The organism is Poseidonocella pacifica, from assembly GCF_900111875.1.
Lineage (GTDB): Bacteria > Pseudomonadota > Alphaproteobacteria > Rhodobacterales > Rhodobacteraceae > Poseidonocella > Poseidonocella pacifica.
The window spans coordinates 92,056-107,649 of the sequence record NZ_FOJU01000002.1; the positions used below are offsets into that span (position 1 = coordinate 92,056).

Here is a 15,594-nt window from a genome sequence, read left to right on the forward strand (position 1 = left end):
TGTCGGATCAGGGGCGGGAATGTCAGACGCAACGCTCAGGCTGGAAACAGCACAGCCGCTTGAAAGATCGGCACCTCACACCCCGCTCGGCGAAGTCCTGATAGGTCAAGGTCTCCTGAACCGAGACGATCTGAACCGCGCGATAGATACCCAGCGATCCGACGATGCTCAGATCGGACACGTACTCGTCGCGTTGGGTTTGATCACCGAGCAACAGCTTTACCGCGCCTTGTCGATCCAGAAATCGGCACAGTTCGTCGATCTCGCCCAAGATCCCCCTGACCCGGAACTGCTGCGAAAAATAGATCCGGCGGTGATGCAAAAGTTCGGGTTCGTCCCTTGGTCCCGGTTGGGCGGCCTGACTGTCATCGCCACAGCACATCCGGCCCGGTTTCCCGACATTCTCGACACGCTGCCCGCCTCCCTGCGTCCGGCGATCCTTGCCGTTGCCCCGGCCTCCACGATTGAGGCGATCCTCCGGAAGGAATGCGGCAATGCCCTCGCCCGCCGTGCAGAGACCCGCGTGGCCGAAGCCGTCTCCTGCCGGGCAATGACGGATCATTCGCGATACGCCGGCATGGTAGCCGCGTGCTTCGCCGCCGCAGTTGTTGCCGCCTTTGCCTACTATCCGGTCCCAACCTTCGCAGTCCTCTCAGCGGTCGCCGCCGCGTCTCTACTGGCGTCCACCGGGCTGAAGCTTGCGGCCTTCTTCGCCGCGATCACGGCCCCCAAACGTGCGCGCCCCGGCGCCGGCCCCGCTGGCTGGCGCAGACCTACCATCTCCGTCCTGGTTCCCCTTCACCGCGAACAGCGCATCGCGGAGGCTCTGCTAGTCCGGCTTGACCGGATCGACTATCCGCGACACTTGCTCGACATCCTGCTGGTGGTCGAAGAGACCGACAGGGTGACCCATGACGCGATTGCCGCCGTGCGCTTGCCGCCATGGTTTCGCACCATCACGGTTCCCCCTGGCCATCCCCAAACAAAACCGCGCGCGCTGAACTATGCGCTCGACTTTTGCCGGGGAGAGATCGTGGGGATTTACGATGCCGAAGACGCCCCCGCCCCGGATCAACTGGAGTGGGTCGCCCGCCGCTTTCGCGATGCGCCGCAGGATGTCGCCTGCCTGCAAGGGGTGCTCGACTATTACAATCCGCGTGAAAACTGGATGGCGCGGTGTTTCACCATCGAATACGCCACGTGGTTTCGCATCATGCTTCCCGGAATTGCGCGCCTCGGCTTTCCTGTGCCGCTCGGGGGGACCACGCTCTTCTTTCGGCGCCACGTTCTCGAAGCCCTCGGCGGATGGGATGCGCACAACGTGACCGAAGACGCAGACCTCGGGGTTCGGCTCGCCCGTCATGGCTACCGGACCGAATTGATCGACACTGTTACGCAGGAAGAAGCCAATTGTCGCGCATGGCCGTGGATCCGGCAGCGCTCTCGTTGGCTCAAGGGCTACATGGCCACCTATGCGGTACACATGCGCAGCCCCCGCAGGCTGCTAAGGGATCTGGGCCTGTGGAAATTCATGGGGTTTCAAGTATTTTTCCTCTCCACCATCACAAGCTTCGTCGTCGCGCCGGTGCTCTGGTCCTTCTGGCTCGTGGTGTTCGGCCTCTCGCACCCTCTTACACCCGCCTTGGGATTTGCGGGTGTGCTGCTGATGGGGATCTGCTTCTTCCTGATCGAGTTGATCGGTCTGTCCATCGCGATGTTTGCCGTACGCGATCCGGCACACCGAAACCTGATGAAATGGGTGCCGACCCTGTCGATCTATTTCCCCATGGCGACCGTCGCCGCCTACAAGGGACTCTACGAGTTGATCGCGCGACCGTTCTTCTGGGACAAGACCGAGCATGGGCATTCCCTGTCCACGATGCGCCCCGAGAAGAACCCGTTCGGGCTCAGGCGCGGCCGCCCTACTCCGCCGCCTCCACAGCGTCGGCATCAGCCTTGAGCCGGGTGACAAACGCCTTGGAAATATGCGCCTTGAGTGCGGCAAAGGCCGCGTCACCATCGCCTTTGGCGATTGCCGCGACGATCTCCCCATGCTCCGCCAGTGCGGTCGCTCCCCGCCCTTCCCGCGCAAGTGAGCTTGTCGCCATCAGCGCCATGGTTCGGTAAACAAGGTCGAGCTGCTGGACCAGATACCGGTTGTGCGAGGCGAGGTGCACCATCTTGTGAAACCTGCGGTTGGTCCGCGCCAGCATCGCAGGATCATGCACCAACTCACGGTCGCTTTCGAGCATGTCCTGAAGCACGCGGATCTCTTCTTCGGTCGCATGCTTCGCAGCAAGGCGCGCGGCCAGCCCCTCCAGTTCCGAGCGGACGACATAAAGCTCTGCAAGCTGGTTGTGATCAAGCGACGCAACAATGAGGCTGCGCCCGTCACGTGTCAGGAGCGATTGCGTCTCCAGCCGCTGCAATGCTTCGCGAATTGGCGTTCGAGACACACCAAATCGCTCGGCCAGTTCGCTTTCGACCAACCGATCTCCGGGGCGATAGACGCCAATGTCGATCGCATCGAGGATCAGAGAATAGGCATCCTTTTGCGGCGCCTGCGCATTCTTCATGTCTCGCTCCTTCAGGGTCGGGCCAGACTATGCTGCGCGCGACCGTCGATCAAGCCTTAGCCATTGCAGCCCCAATCCCGCGGCGCTAGGCATCTTCGCATGATACGTGATCGCTTCTCGCATGTCCGCCACTGGGTGTTTGACCTCGACAACACCCTCTATCCGCCGTCCGCCCGCCTGTTCGACCAGATCGAGGTGCGGATGACGAACTATGTGATGACCGCGCTCGGCGTCGGTCAGGAAGAGGCAAACACGCTTCGTCACGCCTATTGGCGCGACCACGGCACCACGCTGGCGGGGCTGATGCGGCTCCACGGCGTCGATCCCGCGCCCTACCTCACCGAGGTGCATGAAATCGACCTCGGCGTGCTCTCCCCCGATGTCGAACTCGCGGCGCGCATTCGGGATCTTCCGGGGCGCCGGATCGTCTATACCAACGGCTCAGCGCCCTATGCCGAACGCGTTCTTGCCGCGCGTGGTCTCGCCGGGCTGTTCGACGCGGTCTATGGGGTTGAGGAAGCGGGCTTTCATCCCAAGCCGGACCGCGCCGCCTTTGAGGCGATCTTTGCTCAGGACGGTCTGATCCCCGCCCGCGCCGCCATGTTCGAGGACGACGTGCGCAATCTTGCCGTTCCGCACGCGCTTGGAATGCGCACCGTGCATGTCGCGGAGGCCCCCGAGCCCGCCGCCCACGTCGAGCACCACACCAACGACCTCCCCGGCTTTCTGTCGCAGTTGATTTGACCTGCCTTTCCCCTGCGCCCCTCGCGGCCTAGATTGCCAGACATGACACGCCAAGACACAGATATCCTCATTTCCGGCGGCGGCATCGCCGGACTGACCGCAGCGGCCGCCTTCGGGGCCGCCGGTTTTTCCGTGATCTGTGTGGATCCCGCCCCCCCGATCACCGACGCCGCAACGAAAGGCGCGGATTTGCGCACCACAGCCTTTCTGCAACCGGCCAGGGCTTTTCTGGAAAAGACCGGCATTTGGCCAACCCTCGCGCCCTACGCCACGCCGCTAAGGGTGATGCGGATCATCGACGCCGGCGGGCCGGAACCTGCCCCGCGCACGACGCGGGATTTTGACAGCGCGGAACTCGGCGACCAACCCTTTGGGTGGAATCTCCCCAACTGGCTGCTCCGCCGGGAGCTTGTCTCACGCCTGAAGGATTTGCCCCTCGTGGATTTCCGAAGCGGCACGGCCACGAAATCGCTTTTGACCCGCGAAGCGCACGCACTCGTGGGCCTTGGTGACGGGAGCCAGATCCGCGCGCGCCTTGCCATCGCTGCAGATGGACGGGCCTCCCCGTTGCGCGAAGCCGCGGGCATCTCCGTCCGGCAATACCGCTATGGGCAGAAGGCGCTCGCTTTCGCCGTTACGCATCCGATCCCGCATGAGAATGTCTCGACCGAAATACATCGCACGGGTGGCCCCTTTACACTCGTTCCCCTGCCCGACCGGGATGGCCTGCCGTGCAGTGCGGTCGTGTGGATGGAGCGCGGGGCCGAGGCACAGCGTCTTATGGCGCTCGACGATGCCGCATTTGCAGAAGCGGCAACGGAACGGTCCTGCGGTGTGCTCGGTCCTCTGACGCTTGCAGGACGGCGCAGCCTTTGGCCCATCATCGCGCAGATGGCGGAACGCCTCAGCGGGCAGCGTCTGGCGCTTGTGGCGGAGGCGGCGCACGTTCTGCCCCCGATCGGTGCGCAGGGATTGAACATGTCTCTGGGGGATCTCGCGACGCTTCTGGACCTCGCCCAAGAGGCCCCGGCGACGCTTGGGGACGAGGCGATGCTGGCGCAGTATAACCGCGCCCGCCATGGCGATATCCGAACCCGCGTCCTGGGGATCGACTTGCTCAACAGGGCCTCGATCGCCGAAACCCAGGCCCTCCGGGATGTCCGTGCCCGGGGGATCGACGCGCTTTACGCGCTTCCCCCGCTGCGCCGCGCCTTGATGCAAATGGGCCTCGGCGCGCGGGGTTAGGCTTCAGAAGACGCGATCAACGGCCTCCTTGAGGCGCGCTACGGTGCCTTTGACATCATAAAGCTTGTCTAGGCCGAACAGTCCGATACGAAACGTTCGGAAACCGTCCGTCTCCCCGCACTTGAGCGGCACGCCTGCGGCGATCTGAAGCCCTTCTTCCGCAAACTTCCGACCCGACTGCACCTCTGGATCCTCGGTGTAGCAAACGACCACCCCGGGCGCTTCGAAACCTTCCGCGGCGACCGAGCGCAACCCCTTCGCCGCGAGCATCTCCCGCACTTCGGAGCCGAGCCGCCATTGCGCCTCCTTGAGGCGGTCAAGCCCATAGGCACGCGTTTCCTTCACGGCATCCCGGAACTGTCGCAATGCATCCGTGGGCATGGTCGCGTGATAGGCATGGCCGCCCGCCTCGTAGGCCGCCATGATTGCGCGCCATGTCTTGAGGTTGAGCGCGAAACTGTTCGACGAAGTCTGCTCCAGCCGCGCTTCGGCCGCCGCGCTCAGCATCACGAGGCCGGCGGAGGGTGGCGATGACCAGCCCTTTTGCGGCGCGGAGATCAGCACATCGACGCCTGTATCCTCCATGTCGACCCAGATGCACCCGCTTGCGATACAGTCCAGAACCATCAGGGCGCCCACGTCATGCGCGGCGGCGGCCATCGCCTTGAGGTAGTCATCGGGCAGGATGATTCCGGCGCTCGTCTCCACATGCGGGGCGAAGACGACATCGGGTCTTTCCTTATGGATCGCCTCGACGACCTCTTCGATGGGAACCGGGCGAAAGGGCGATTCGTCCGAATTGCCCTCGGCCCGGGCAGACAGCACATGCGTTTCGGCAGCAAACCCGCCCGCTTCGAAAATCTGCGTCCATCGATAGGAGAACCATCCGTTGCGCAGGATTAGGGCGCGCGCCCCTGTCCCGAACTCGCGCGCAACCGCCTCCATAGCAAAAGTCCCACCGCCGGGAACGATTGCGACCCCTTCGGCGGAATACACATGCCGCAGCGACGCGGAGAGATCCGTCATCACCTCGCGGAACGCCTGTGACATGTGGTTGAGTGAACGATCGGTGAAAACGACTGAGAATTCCTGAAGCCCGTCAGGATCTACGGTATCAAGCAGCGCGGCCATGTGGCTCTCCTTCCGGTTATGCGGCGCCTTGCTAACGCGGAAGCGCGCGTTTGGCAAAGGGGCTTGGACTATCCAAGTGGGCCGCGCCGGCGCTCTTCGCTGAGCAGAACGTTCGCCTCCACGCTTCCCGCACCCGGCAGGGTCATGATCCGGCGGCGCAAAACCCGTTCGAAGTCCGTCAGGTCACGGGCCACGATACGCAGACGATAATCATACATTCCAAGAACATGTTCCACCGTTTGAACTTCTGGAATGGCGGTCACGGCGCGTTCGAAATCCTCCAGGCTCACACGTCCCTTTGTGGCCAGTTTCACGCCCAGGAAGACTGTGACGCCAAATCCGAGCGCCTCTGCATCAAGATCCAAACGCCGCCCCGCGATGATACCGCTTTCTTCCAAGCGCCTGATGCGCCGCCACGTTGCCGGTTGCGACAGGCCGAAGCGCCGCCCCAGAGCGCCACTCCCCTGGTCGGCATCCTCGGCCAAAGCCCTGAGCAACTTGTGATCTGTGTCATCGAGTGCGATCAAACCGGAAGCACCTCATCATTCTTGATCCGCGCCACCTGCATCAACGCTTCGATATCCGCGATATGCGGCAGCGCGAGGATGCTTTCGCGGTATACCTGTTGATAATGGGGCATATCGCGCGCGATAACGTTCAACCGGACGTCGACCTGCCCCAGAAATGTTTGGATCTCTGTGACTTCTGGCACTCCCCTCGCCGCCGCGATGAATTCATCGAACGCCAATCGCTGCGTCTTATCCAATGTGAACCGAAGCGAAACTTCGACCGAGTAGCCAAGAGCCCGCCAGTCGATACGTGCGCGGCTTCCACGCAGGATGCCATTGTCCCTGAGATGGGCCAATCGGCGCGAGGCAACCGCCGCCGTTGTCCCGGCAAGTTCGGCAAGTTCGCCCATTGAGATCGCCGGGTTCAATTGTAGGCGGCGCAGCAATCGTCGGTCCAGATCGTCGAGCATGAATTATCGCATTATGACTTCTTTCGCGAATGATTATACACAGATAATCGCAAAGTCCATGAAACTCGAAACCGATATTCTTGCCAACCTACCTATGATGAGCGCATCAAATAACGGAAGGAAGACCCCATGCGCGTTTACTATGACCGCGATTGCGACATCAACCTGATCAAGGACAAGAAGGTCGCGATCCTCGGCTACGGCAGCCAAGGCCACGCTCACGCCCTGAACCTCCGCGACAGCGGCGCCAAGAACCTCGTCGTGGCCCTGCGCGAAGGATCCGCCTCCGCGAAAAAAGCAGAGTCCGAAGGACTTACCGTCATGGGGATCGCCGAGGCCGCAGCATGGTGCGATGTCATCATGTTCACCATGCCCGACGAACTTCAGGCCGAAACCTACAAAAAATATGTTCACGACAACCTGAAGGAAGGCTCCGCGATTGCGTTTGCCCACGGGCTTAATGTCCACTTCGGGCTGATCGAGCCAAAGCCCGGCGTCGATGTCATCATGATGGCCCCCAAGGGCCCCGGCCACACGGTGCGCGGCGAATATGTCAAAGGCGGCGGCGTTCCCTGTCTCGTGGCGGTCAACAACGATGCCTCCGGCAAAGCGCTCGAAATCGGCCTGTCCTACTGCTCCGCCATTGGCGGCGGCCGCTCAGGGATCATCGAAACCAACTTCCAGGAAGAGTGCGAAACCGACCTCTTCGGCGAACAGGCTGTGCTCTGCGGCGGCCTTGTGGAGTTGATCCGTTGCGGGTTCGAGACACTGGTCGAGGCAGGATATGCCCCTGAAATGGCCTATTTCGAATGCCTGCACGAAGTGAAGCTTATCGTGGACCTGATCTACGAAGGCGGCATCGCGAACATGAACTACTCTATCTCCAACACGGCGGAGTATGGCGAGTATGTCTCTGGTCCGCGCGTACTGCCGTATGACGAAACCAAGAAGCGCATGAAGGATATCCTCACGGACATCCAGACGGGCCGTTTCGTCCGCGACTTCATGTCGGAAAACACTGTTGGCCAGCCGATGTTCAAATCGACTCGCCGCATCAACGATGCGCACCAGATCGAAGAAGTCGGCAACAAGCTGCGGGGCATGATGCCTTGGATCGGTTCTTCCAAGATGGTCGATCGCGAAAAGAACTGATGCGATAACAAAGGCATGAGGCCGCGCCCGATTGGCGCGGCCTTTTCAATTCGGCACTTCGACCCGCGAAGAATGAATTTTATTGGTGCGGACGGCGGGACTCGAACCCGCACTCCCATACAGGATGCAGATTTTCATACCACTTCGGCTTTCGCCGCCGCCGCGCACGCGCGCGACGTTCGTGGTCTGGACTATCCCTTCACCATAGCCCGAAAGCGTTAGGTGCCGCCCGTCTAGTCTCTACACCTTCCCCGGCTGGGGCTTGGCTCGGGATTGGCACAAGGGCGATATCACCCTCAAGCGTTCCCCGAATTTGAGCGGTTCTACTCCGCGCGTTTCCCCGCGGGCACTCCAATCAAAGTCTGCTGCGTCTACCATTTCGCCACGTCCGCACCCCCCTTCTTTGCCATAGCAATCCGATCGATGCGAGGGGCAAAACCACACTCAGAAGGGCAAACCGGTATAGTTTTCAGCGACAAGCCGGCGCGCCAACTCTGACTCGGCCAATGTCTGCAACTCCACCTGCTGCATTCTGCGGTCAAACTCGTCGGTCTCGGGAAAGCGATGTAGTAAGGTCGTCATGTGCCAGCTGAAGCGAACGGCCTTCCAGACACGGCTCAACGCATCCTGAGAATACCGGTTCAGACGTTCATCACCGCCCTCAACATAATGTTCGATCAGTGCGCGGGAGAGGTAATACACGTCAGAAACCGCGAGATTGAGGCCCTTCGCCCCGGTTGGCGGGACAATATGCGCAGCGTCTCCGCACAAGAACAGACGCCCCCACTGCATCGGCTCGGAAACAAAGCTTCGCAAAGGAGCGATCGATTTTTCGATCGACGGACCGGTGATCAGCGCATCCGCGACGTCGCCGGGAAGGCGACGGCGAAGCTCATCCCAGAACGCCTGGTCAGACCAGTTCGCGGCATCGTCAGATGACGGGGCCTGAATGTAGTAGCGTGACAGCGCCGGGTTTCGCATCGAGCATAGCGCAAAACCACGCGTGTGATTTGCGTAGATCAGTTCCTCGCTCACAGGGGGAGTTTCCGACAGGATACCAAGCCAACCAAAGGGATAGACCTTTTCAAAGGCCTGCCGCTTTTCACTCGGTATCGCGCTTCGGCTGACGCCATGAAAACCATCGCACCCGGCGATAAAGTCGCAATCAACACGATGGCTCTGCCCATCTCGGGTGAATGTCACATAGGGTTTGTCACTATCGACGTCGTGGGGGGCAACATCGTCCACCCGATGGAGAATGCGCGCGCCGAGCGCATCCTGCGCATCATAGAGATCCCGGGTAACTTCGGTTTGGCCATACACCGTGGATTTTCGCCCCGTACCTTCAAAAGATACACGGATCATTTCATCATCATTCGTCAGGAAAAAACCGTCGTGCGGATGCCCCTCTTTGGCCAGCCGCTCGCCCACGCCCGCTTCGGTCAACAGCTGAACTGTGCCTGCCTCGAGAACGCCGGCGCGAATCCGTGACAGAACATAATCGCGCTCGCGCCGCTCCAGTACGACCGTGTCGATCCCTTGCCGCATCAAAAGTTGTGAAAGCAGCAGACCGGACGGCCCACCCCCGATTATTACCACCTGCGTACGCATGATTTCCCCTTCTCCCGACCGTAGTAAATTGACTGAGCAAGACCATTGAGGAAATGGACCCCACAGACCTCTTCAGGTATTATTCAGACATGGACAGTGTTTCGCAGTACCGTGCCGCCATCCCATCTTGGAACTTGTACGGCGAGCAGGCCCTGTTCCCGGATGTGCTGCATTCCGAGCGCATCCATGACCGTGCGGCGGGGCTGGATTGGCGGATCGATCCGCACCGGCATCCACTGCTGCATCAGTTCTTCTTGATTGAGCAGGGCGATACCTCGCTCTTGGCCGAAAACCAGACATATCAACCTGATCCGCCTTGCATCATATCGATTCCAAGCGGTGTGGTGCACGGGTTCGATTTCGCGTCGGGGACAGAAGGCTATGTCATCACGATCCCCATGGATAACCTGACGGAGGTGTTCTCGCCATCTGCGGTTACCGCGCCCGCTATGTCCCGGCTACAGATTATGCCCGCGGGTTCGGACATCATTGCTGCCTGCGAAAAACTACATGAAGAACACCGGGCGCGTGGCATTGTTCGGTCGCTACACCTCCGCGCACTTGCTACCGAGATCGCCTGCCTTGTGGCACGCAGCATAGCTGACACGCGACAGAGCGGGGAAGCCCGTCTCGACCCCCGCTTTGAGAAGCTCGTGGCGCTGATCGACGAGCATTTGCAAGACAACTGGCAAGCCACTCAATTCGCTGATGCGATCAACCTGTCCACACGCCAACTGGCGCGGCTTTGCGTGAAGGAAACCGGTACGACAGTTACCCATCTCCTTGAGGCCGCTCGCATGCAAGAGGCGCGGCGCAGGCTGGCGTACACCCGAACCACGATAGCAAATATTGCCTACGAACTCGGCTTCGACGATCCCTCCTATTTCTCACGCCGCTTTCGGAAACACTTCGGCCAATCGCCGAAGCAGTATCGTGCCCGGATCGAGATCGACGAGGCGATCGCAAGCACAGCCGATTAAACAAGTCCTGAGATGTCCGATTCCTTGACCGACTGCATCGCCACGAAGGTGGAGGTATGCGCGACATGCGGGAGCGTGGAAATGCGCTCTCCCAATACCGAACGATAGGCACCCATGTCCTGTGTGCGTACCTTGAGGAGATAGTCGAAGTTGCCCGCAATCATATGGCACTGTTCAACTTCGCCTATCTTTGAGACTGCGGCATTGAACTCACTCAACGCACGCTCGCGGGTGTCAGAAAGGCGCACCTCAACAAAGGCGACATGGTCGAGCCCGAGGCGGATCGGATCAAGCATGGCGCGATAGCCGGTAATGACGCCTTCGCGCTCAAGCCGCCTGAGGCGCACTTGCGTAGGCGATTTCGACAAGCCGATCCGGCTCGCAAGTTCTGTGACACTCAACCGCCCATCCTCCGCAAGTTCAGCCAGAATTGCGCGGTCGAAACGATCAATGTCGGACGCATCCATTTTTCCTGTCATATCTGCCAAATTTTATCCCCCTTGACTGCCATACATCCTAAGTCGGGACATTAGGCCCGTCAAACTGGGTTATGTTGGGTTAGAAATTTGGAGGGGCTGACATGGCTTTTGGACCATATGAAATCGATGAGATGACCTACGCGCGGGAAACGGAGGTTCTGAACAGGCTCGTTGTCGAAGCCGATCTTGCTCAGACTGACAGGGAACAGATCTCTGCCCGGGCTGCCGAACTGGTAAGGGCCATTCGCAACAGTGGTCGTCCGGGCATGATGGAATCATTCCTCGCCGAATACGGCCTGTCGACGGAAGAAGGGGTGGCGTTGATGTGCCTCGCTGAGGCGCTTCTTCGTGTTCCCGATTCCGAGACCATCGACGCGCTCATCGAAGACAAGATCGCCCCGTCTGACTGGGGCAAGCACATGGGGCATTCGGCCTCACCGCTCGTGAACGCGTCTACATGGGCCTTGATGCTGACCGGCCGGGTTCTGAAAGACGAAGCGCCCGGGATAGCGGGCCATTTGCGCGGGGCTGTCCGCCGCCTTGGGGAGCCCGTTATCCGCACCGCCGTCGGCCGCGCGATGAAGGAGATGGGTCGTCAGTTCGTTCTTGGGGAAACAATTCATTCCGGCATGAAACGCGCGGAGGGCATGGAAGCGAAGGGCTATACCTATTCTTATGACATGCTCGGAGAAGCGGCGCGTACCGATCACGACGCGCTACGCTATCACGAGAGTTATATGAAGGCCATTCAGGCAATTGCCACGGCGTGCTCTCATGATGACATTCGGCAAAACCCCGGCATTTCGGTCAAGCTTTCGGCGCTGCATCCGCGGTACGAATTGGCCAAGCGGGAGGATGTCCTCGACGTTCTGGTACCCCGTTTGTCGAGCCTAACCCGTGCTGCCGCCGCTGCGGGCATGGGGCTCAATATCGATGCCGAGGAAGCCGCTCGCCTGGCCCTTTCGCTGGAGGTGATCGACGCGGTTCTTGCCGATCCAAAGCTGCAAGGTTGGGACGGATTCGGGGTTGTCGTTCAGGCCTACGGACCGAGAGCCGGCGCAACCATCGACTTTCTTTATCAACTGGCACAAAGGTTGGACCGGAGATTGATGGTTCGGCTGGTAAAGGGCGCCTATTGGGATACCGAGATCAAGAAGGCGCAGGTCAAAGGTATCGACGGCTTCCCCGTCTTCACTTCCAAGGCGACCACCGACGTCAGCTATATCGCGAATGCGCGCAAGCTGCTTGGGATGACCGACCGCATCTACCCCCAATTCGCCACGCACAACGCCCATACTGTCGCTGCGGTTCTCCACATGGCTGACGATCTCGACACGTTCGAGTTTCAGCGACTTCACGGAATGGGCGAGACTTTGCACGACATCGTCGTGAAACGCGAAGGCACGCGGTGTCGCATCTATGCGCCCGTGGGCGCACACAAAGACCTTCTCGCCTACCTCGTCAGAAGGCTCCTGGAAAACGGCGCGAACAGCAGTTTCGTCAATCAAATCGTCGACGAGAACGTGCCCCCAGAAACGGTTGCGCAAGATCCGTTCGGGAGTATCGCAGAGACCACGATCACCACAGGGAACGATCTTTTTCAGCCGGAGCGGGCGAACTCTCAGGGCATCGACCTCGACCACGAGCCTAGCCTTCGCGACATTCTTTTGCGGAGAGACACATTCGCCGACACGACGTGGAACGCGGCGCCGATCCTCGCCGGCGATGCCACTCCCGAAGCCTCGCGTCCGGTCGAAAATCCCTTTGCCCCCGACAAGTCGCCCGGTGATGTTTCTCCAGCAAGCCGGAGCGATGTGGATGTCGCTCTTTCAGCAGCAACCCCGTGGAACGCCACGGCGGCGGACCGAGCGTGTATTCTTGCGAAGGCCGCGGACCTCTATGAGGCAAATACCGCCGAAATATTCGCCCTGCTTGCTCGTGAGGCTGGCAAGACCTTGCCCGACGCAGTGGCCGAATTGCGGGAGGCCGTGGATTTCCTCAGATTTTATGGGGCGAATGCCCCGGATCAGCCGCCCGTCGGACGGTTTGTCTGTATCAGCCCCTGGAACTTCCCGCTCGCGATTTTCACCGGTCAAATCGCCGCTGCTCTCGCTGCCGGAAATACGGTATTGGCGAAACCTGCCGAGCAAACACCGCTTATTGCAGCATTCGCTGTCCGGTTGCTCCACGAAGCAGGGGTTCCTGTCAGCGCCCTTCAACTTTTGCCCGGTGATGGCGGGATCGGTGCTGCGCTAACGGGCGATCCCCGGACAAACGGCGTTGCTTTCACGGGCTCCACACAAACAGCGAAAAAAATCCGTTCGTCGATGGCCGAAACTGGAACGCCAGATGCCCCGTTCATTGCCGAGACGGGTGGGTTGAATGCCATGATTGTAGATAGCACCGCCCTACCGGAACAAGCCGTGCAGGCGATCATGGAAAGTGCGTTCCAATCCGCGGGGCAGCGATGCTCTGCCCTTCGATGTCTCTATGTCCAAGAGGACATTGCTTCGTCGTTCATGGAATTGTTGAAGGGCGCGATGGACACCTATCGCGCAAGTGATCCTTGGGACGCAGCAACAGATCTTGGCCCCGTGATCGACGCCGATGCAAGGCAGAGCATTGCGGATCATATCGAGCGTGCGAAGGAAAAAGGGCGCGTGCTCCATGAAGGCAAAGCGCCCTTGGCGGGGTATTTCATCGCCCCAACGCTCATTTCGATCGACGGGATCCAATATCTTGAAAGAGAAATCTTTGGCCCCGTTCTACACGTCGCAACGTATCGGGCGGGACAGATCGACCACGTGATCGACGCGATCAACGCAACTGGCTATGGGCTGACCTTCGGGCTTCAGACGCGCATTGATGACCGAGTACAGCATGTGACCGAACGGCTTCATGCGGGAAACATCTATGTGAACCGCAATCAGATTGGCGCAATTGTCGGCAGCCAACCATTCGGTGGCGAAGGGCTTTCCGGAACTGGCCCGAAAGCAGGTGGCTCGCAATACCTTCAGAGGTTCATTCGCAGGCCAGCGGAGGCGAGCGCCGAGAGTTGGGGCAATGAGATGCCCGTTGATGAACTCCAAGAAGCAATTGCTGAGGCACAGAAGACCGTAGCGCGCGAGCATGTCGAGATCCTGCCAGGGCCAACGGGGGAATCGAACCGCTATAGCCGCCGCCCGCGGCTGCCCCTTTTGTGCAGCGGACCCGGTCACGACACGACAAAGGCCCAAGCGCAAGCAGTCCGCGCTGCCGGTGGGCTCCCGGTCTGCGCCAGTGGCGAGATTTCTCCGCAACTGTTGGAAACACTTTCCGGAATATCCGGTGTCATTTGGTGGGGCCAGCCAGAAATGGCGCGCAACTACGCCAGATCCCTCGCCCGCCGAGATGGTCCGATCCTTCCGCTCATCACCGGCGTGCCGGATGCAGGGCACGCGACGTCCGAGCGCCACGTCTGTGTCGACACCACCGCGGCAGGTGGCAATGCGGCGCTCCTCGGGGCGGCCGGTTGATACCTCGGCGCGGAAAGGTGTTTCCTCTCCGCGCTGAATTGCCCTAGTTCTTGAGACATGTTCCCGATACGCGATCACAATCCTTCAAGCCGAACCCCGTGGGTGACCTACGCGCTCATCGCGGCAAACATCGTGGTTTTTCTCGCGAACTGGCAACTCTTCGAAACGCCGCGCGCACTCGATGAATTTTATGCCGCTTTCGCCGTGATCCCCGCACGGGTTTCCTATGGCGAAGGGGTGGAGACTCTCGTCACCTCGATGTTTCTGCATGGGGGCGTGATGCATCTTCTTGGCAACATGCTCTTTCTCTACATCTTTGGTGACAACCTCGAAGATGAGATGGGGCATCTTCCATTCGCGCTTTTTTATGTGGCCTGCGGCGTTGGCGCCGGGCTCGTACATGTCGTTTCTGCCCCCGGATCGATTGTGCCAACGATCGGCGCGTCTGGCGCCATTGCGGGCGTCATGGGGGGGTATCTGCTTTTGTTTCCACGGGCGCGCGTGGATATTCTCATCATCCTGATCATCATCTTCCGCGTTGTGCCGATCCCGGCGTGGCTCATGCTTGCCCTGTGGTTCGGCATGCAGTTCGTAGGCGGGCTCGGGTCCGATCCCATGGCGGGCGGAGTGGCCTATTGGGCCCATGCGGGTGGCTTCGTGATCGGGATCTTGCTCACCCTGCCGCTCTGGGTTCGCTTGGGCGGGCCCCGCTATTGGAGCCTTACCGACGGGCACCCACCGCACCCCGACTCGAGGTACCGCAGCGCATGGTCCGATGTTCCAATCGTGAGGCGAAAGTCATGAAAGCAACTTGCCATTGCGGGGCCGTGGAACTGCGCGTCACGCTTGTGGATGGGCTGTCGACAGCGCGCCGGTGTGATTGCACGTTTTGCCGTCGTCGCGGCGCTGCAGCAGTCTCCGCGCCACTTGACGGTGTCGAAGTCATCCGAGGCGCAGACAAGCTGACGAAATACAGCTGGGGAACCCAAACGGCGCAGCACTACTTCTGCTCAGTCTGTGGAATTTATACGCATCACCGGCGCCGCTCCAACCCGAATGAATTCGGTGTGAACATGGCAAATCTCGAAGGGGTCAATCCACGGGATCACGACATTCCGTGGGTAGACGGGATCAACCACCCGTCAGACACCTAGCCAAAACCACCCGCAGCAGAACCGCATA

General features: G+C 60.3%; 14 protein-coding genes. 8 read left to right on the forward strand and 6 right to left on the reverse strand.

Annotated features, from left to right (window positions below):
* The first annotated feature begins 19 nt into the window (after positions 1 to 19).
* On the forward strand, positions 20 to 1,960 hold the full coding sequence (locus BM234_RS05605) for a glycosyltransferase family 2 protein (protein ID WP_092061585.1): 1,941 nt from the start codon (positions 20 to 22) through the stop codon (positions 1,958 to 1,960).
* On the opposite strand, the gene BM234_RS05610 is transcribed toward BM234_RS05605, so the two are convergent.
* Positions 1,923 to 2,576, reverse strand: a complete 654-nt coding sequence (locus tag BM234_RS05610; RefSeq protein ID WP_092061588.1) for a GntR family transcriptional regulator — start codon at positions 2,574 to 2,576, stop codon at positions 1,923 to 1,925. The two genes, BM234_RS05605 and BM234_RS05610, sit on opposite strands and share 38 nt — an antisense overlap.
* A gap of 99 nt (positions 2,577 to 2,675) precedes the next feature.
* Here BM234_RS05610 and BM234_RS05615 point away from each other — a divergent pair, with 99 nt between their 5' ends.
* Together BM234_RS05615 and BM234_RS05620 are read left to right on the forward strand one after the other, a co-directional pair.
* Positions 2,676 to 3,320, forward strand: a complete 645-nt coding sequence (locus BM234_RS05615) for a pyrimidine 5'-nucleotidase (RefSeq protein WP_092061591.1) — start codon at positions 2,676 to 2,678, stop codon at positions 3,318 to 3,320.
* Positions 3,321 to 3,362: 42 nt separating this feature from the next.
* Entirely contained in the window at positions 3,363 to 4,565 is a 1,203-nt protein-coding gene (locus BM234_RS05620; RefSeq protein ID WP_092061594.1) for a UbiH/UbiF family hydroxylase, read from the forward strand.
* A gap of 3 nt (positions 4,566 to 4,568) precedes the next feature.
* Here the strand turns inward: BM234_RS05620 and BM234_RS05625 are convergent, their stop codons facing one another.
* The 3 genes from BM234_RS05625 to BM234_RS05635 all read right to left on the reverse strand — a co-directional run bounded on the left by BM234_RS05625 (position 4,569) and on the right by BM234_RS05635 (position 6,675).
* Positions 4,569 to 5,696 carry an aminotransferase class V-fold PLP-dependent enzyme gene (locus BM234_RS05625; protein WP_092061597.1) on the reverse strand — a complete coding sequence of 376 codons (1,128 nt, stop codon included), beginning with the start codon at positions 5,694 to 5,696 and terminating at the stop codon, positions 4,569 to 4,571.
* Positions 5,697 to 5,764: 68 nt separating this feature from the next.
* Complete coding sequence (locus BM234_RS05630; RefSeq protein ID WP_092061600.1) at positions 5,765 to 6,223, reverse strand: Lrp/AsnC family transcriptional regulator; 459 nt, start codon at positions 6,221 to 6,223, stop codon at positions 5,765 to 5,767.
* Complete coding sequence (locus BM234_RS05635; protein ID WP_092061603.1) at positions 6,220 to 6,675, reverse strand: Lrp/AsnC family transcriptional regulator; 456 nt, start codon at positions 6,673 to 6,675, stop codon at positions 6,220 to 6,222. The genes BM234_RS05630 and BM234_RS05635 overlap by 4 nt, the downstream gene beginning before the upstream one ends.
* Before the next feature lie 129 nt (positions 6,676 to 6,804).
* On the opposite strand from BM234_RS05635, the gene ilvC reads away from it, so the two are divergent.
* Positions 6,805 to 7,827 carry a ketol-acid reductoisomerase gene (ilvC, locus tag BM234_RS05640; protein WP_092061606.1) on the forward strand — a complete coding sequence of 341 codons (1,023 nt, stop codon included), beginning with the start codon at positions 6,805 to 6,807 and terminating at the stop codon, positions 7,825 to 7,827.
* 444 nt (positions 7,828 to 8,271) lie between these two features.
* Here ilvC and pobA read toward each other — a convergent pair whose 3' ends face one another.
* On the reverse strand, positions 8,272 to 9,438 hold the full coding sequence (gene pobA / locus BM234_RS05650; RefSeq protein ID WP_092061610.1) for a 4-hydroxybenzoate 3-monooxygenase: 1,167 nt from the start codon (positions 9,436 to 9,438) through the stop codon (positions 8,272 to 8,274).
* 89 nt (positions 9,439 to 9,527) lie between these two features.
* Here pobA and BM234_RS05655 point away from each other — a divergent pair, with 89 nt between their 5' ends.
* Positions 9,528 to 10,418 (forward strand): helix-turn-helix domain-containing protein, encoded by an 891-nt coding sequence (locus BM234_RS05655; RefSeq protein WP_175501209.1) that lies wholly within the window; start codon positions 9,528 to 9,530, stop codon positions 10,416 to 10,418.
* Here the strand turns inward: BM234_RS05655 and BM234_RS05660 are convergent.
* Positions 10,415 to 10,885 carry an Lrp/AsnC family transcriptional regulator gene (locus tag BM234_RS05660; protein ID WP_245752525.1) on the reverse strand — a complete coding sequence of 157 codons (471 nt, stop codon included), beginning with the start codon at positions 10,883 to 10,885 and terminating at the stop codon, positions 10,415 to 10,417. The genes BM234_RS05655 and BM234_RS05660 overlap by 4 nt on opposite strands.
* 113 nt (positions 10,886 to 10,998) lie before the next feature.
* On the opposite strand from BM234_RS05660, the gene putA reads away from it, so the two are divergent.
* Genes putA through BM234_RS05675 form a run of 3 tightly spaced genes read left to right on the forward strand, consistent with a single transcriptional unit; the run spans position 10,999 to position 15,566 of the window.
* Positions 10,999 to 14,412 carry a bifunctional proline dehydrogenase/L-glutamate gamma-semialdehyde dehydrogenase PutA gene (gene putA / locus BM234_RS05665; RefSeq protein WP_092061616.1) on the forward strand — a complete coding sequence of 1,138 codons (3,414 nt, stop codon included), beginning with the start codon at positions 10,999 to 11,001 and terminating at the stop codon, positions 14,410 to 14,412.
* Positions 14,413 to 14,469: 57 nt separating this feature from the next.
* Positions 14,470 to 15,216, forward strand: a complete 747-nt coding sequence (locus tag BM234_RS05670) for a rhomboid family intramembrane serine protease (protein ID WP_092061619.1) — start codon at positions 14,470 to 14,472, stop codon at positions 15,214 to 15,216.
* A complete protein-coding gene (locus tag BM234_RS05675) occupies positions 15,213 to 15,566 on the forward strand; it encodes a GFA family protein (protein WP_245752527.1) in 354 nt (117 codons plus the stop codon). The genes BM234_RS05670 and BM234_RS05675 overlap by 4 nt, the downstream gene beginning before the upstream one ends.
* Positions 15,567 to 15,594: the final 28 nt, after the last annotated feature.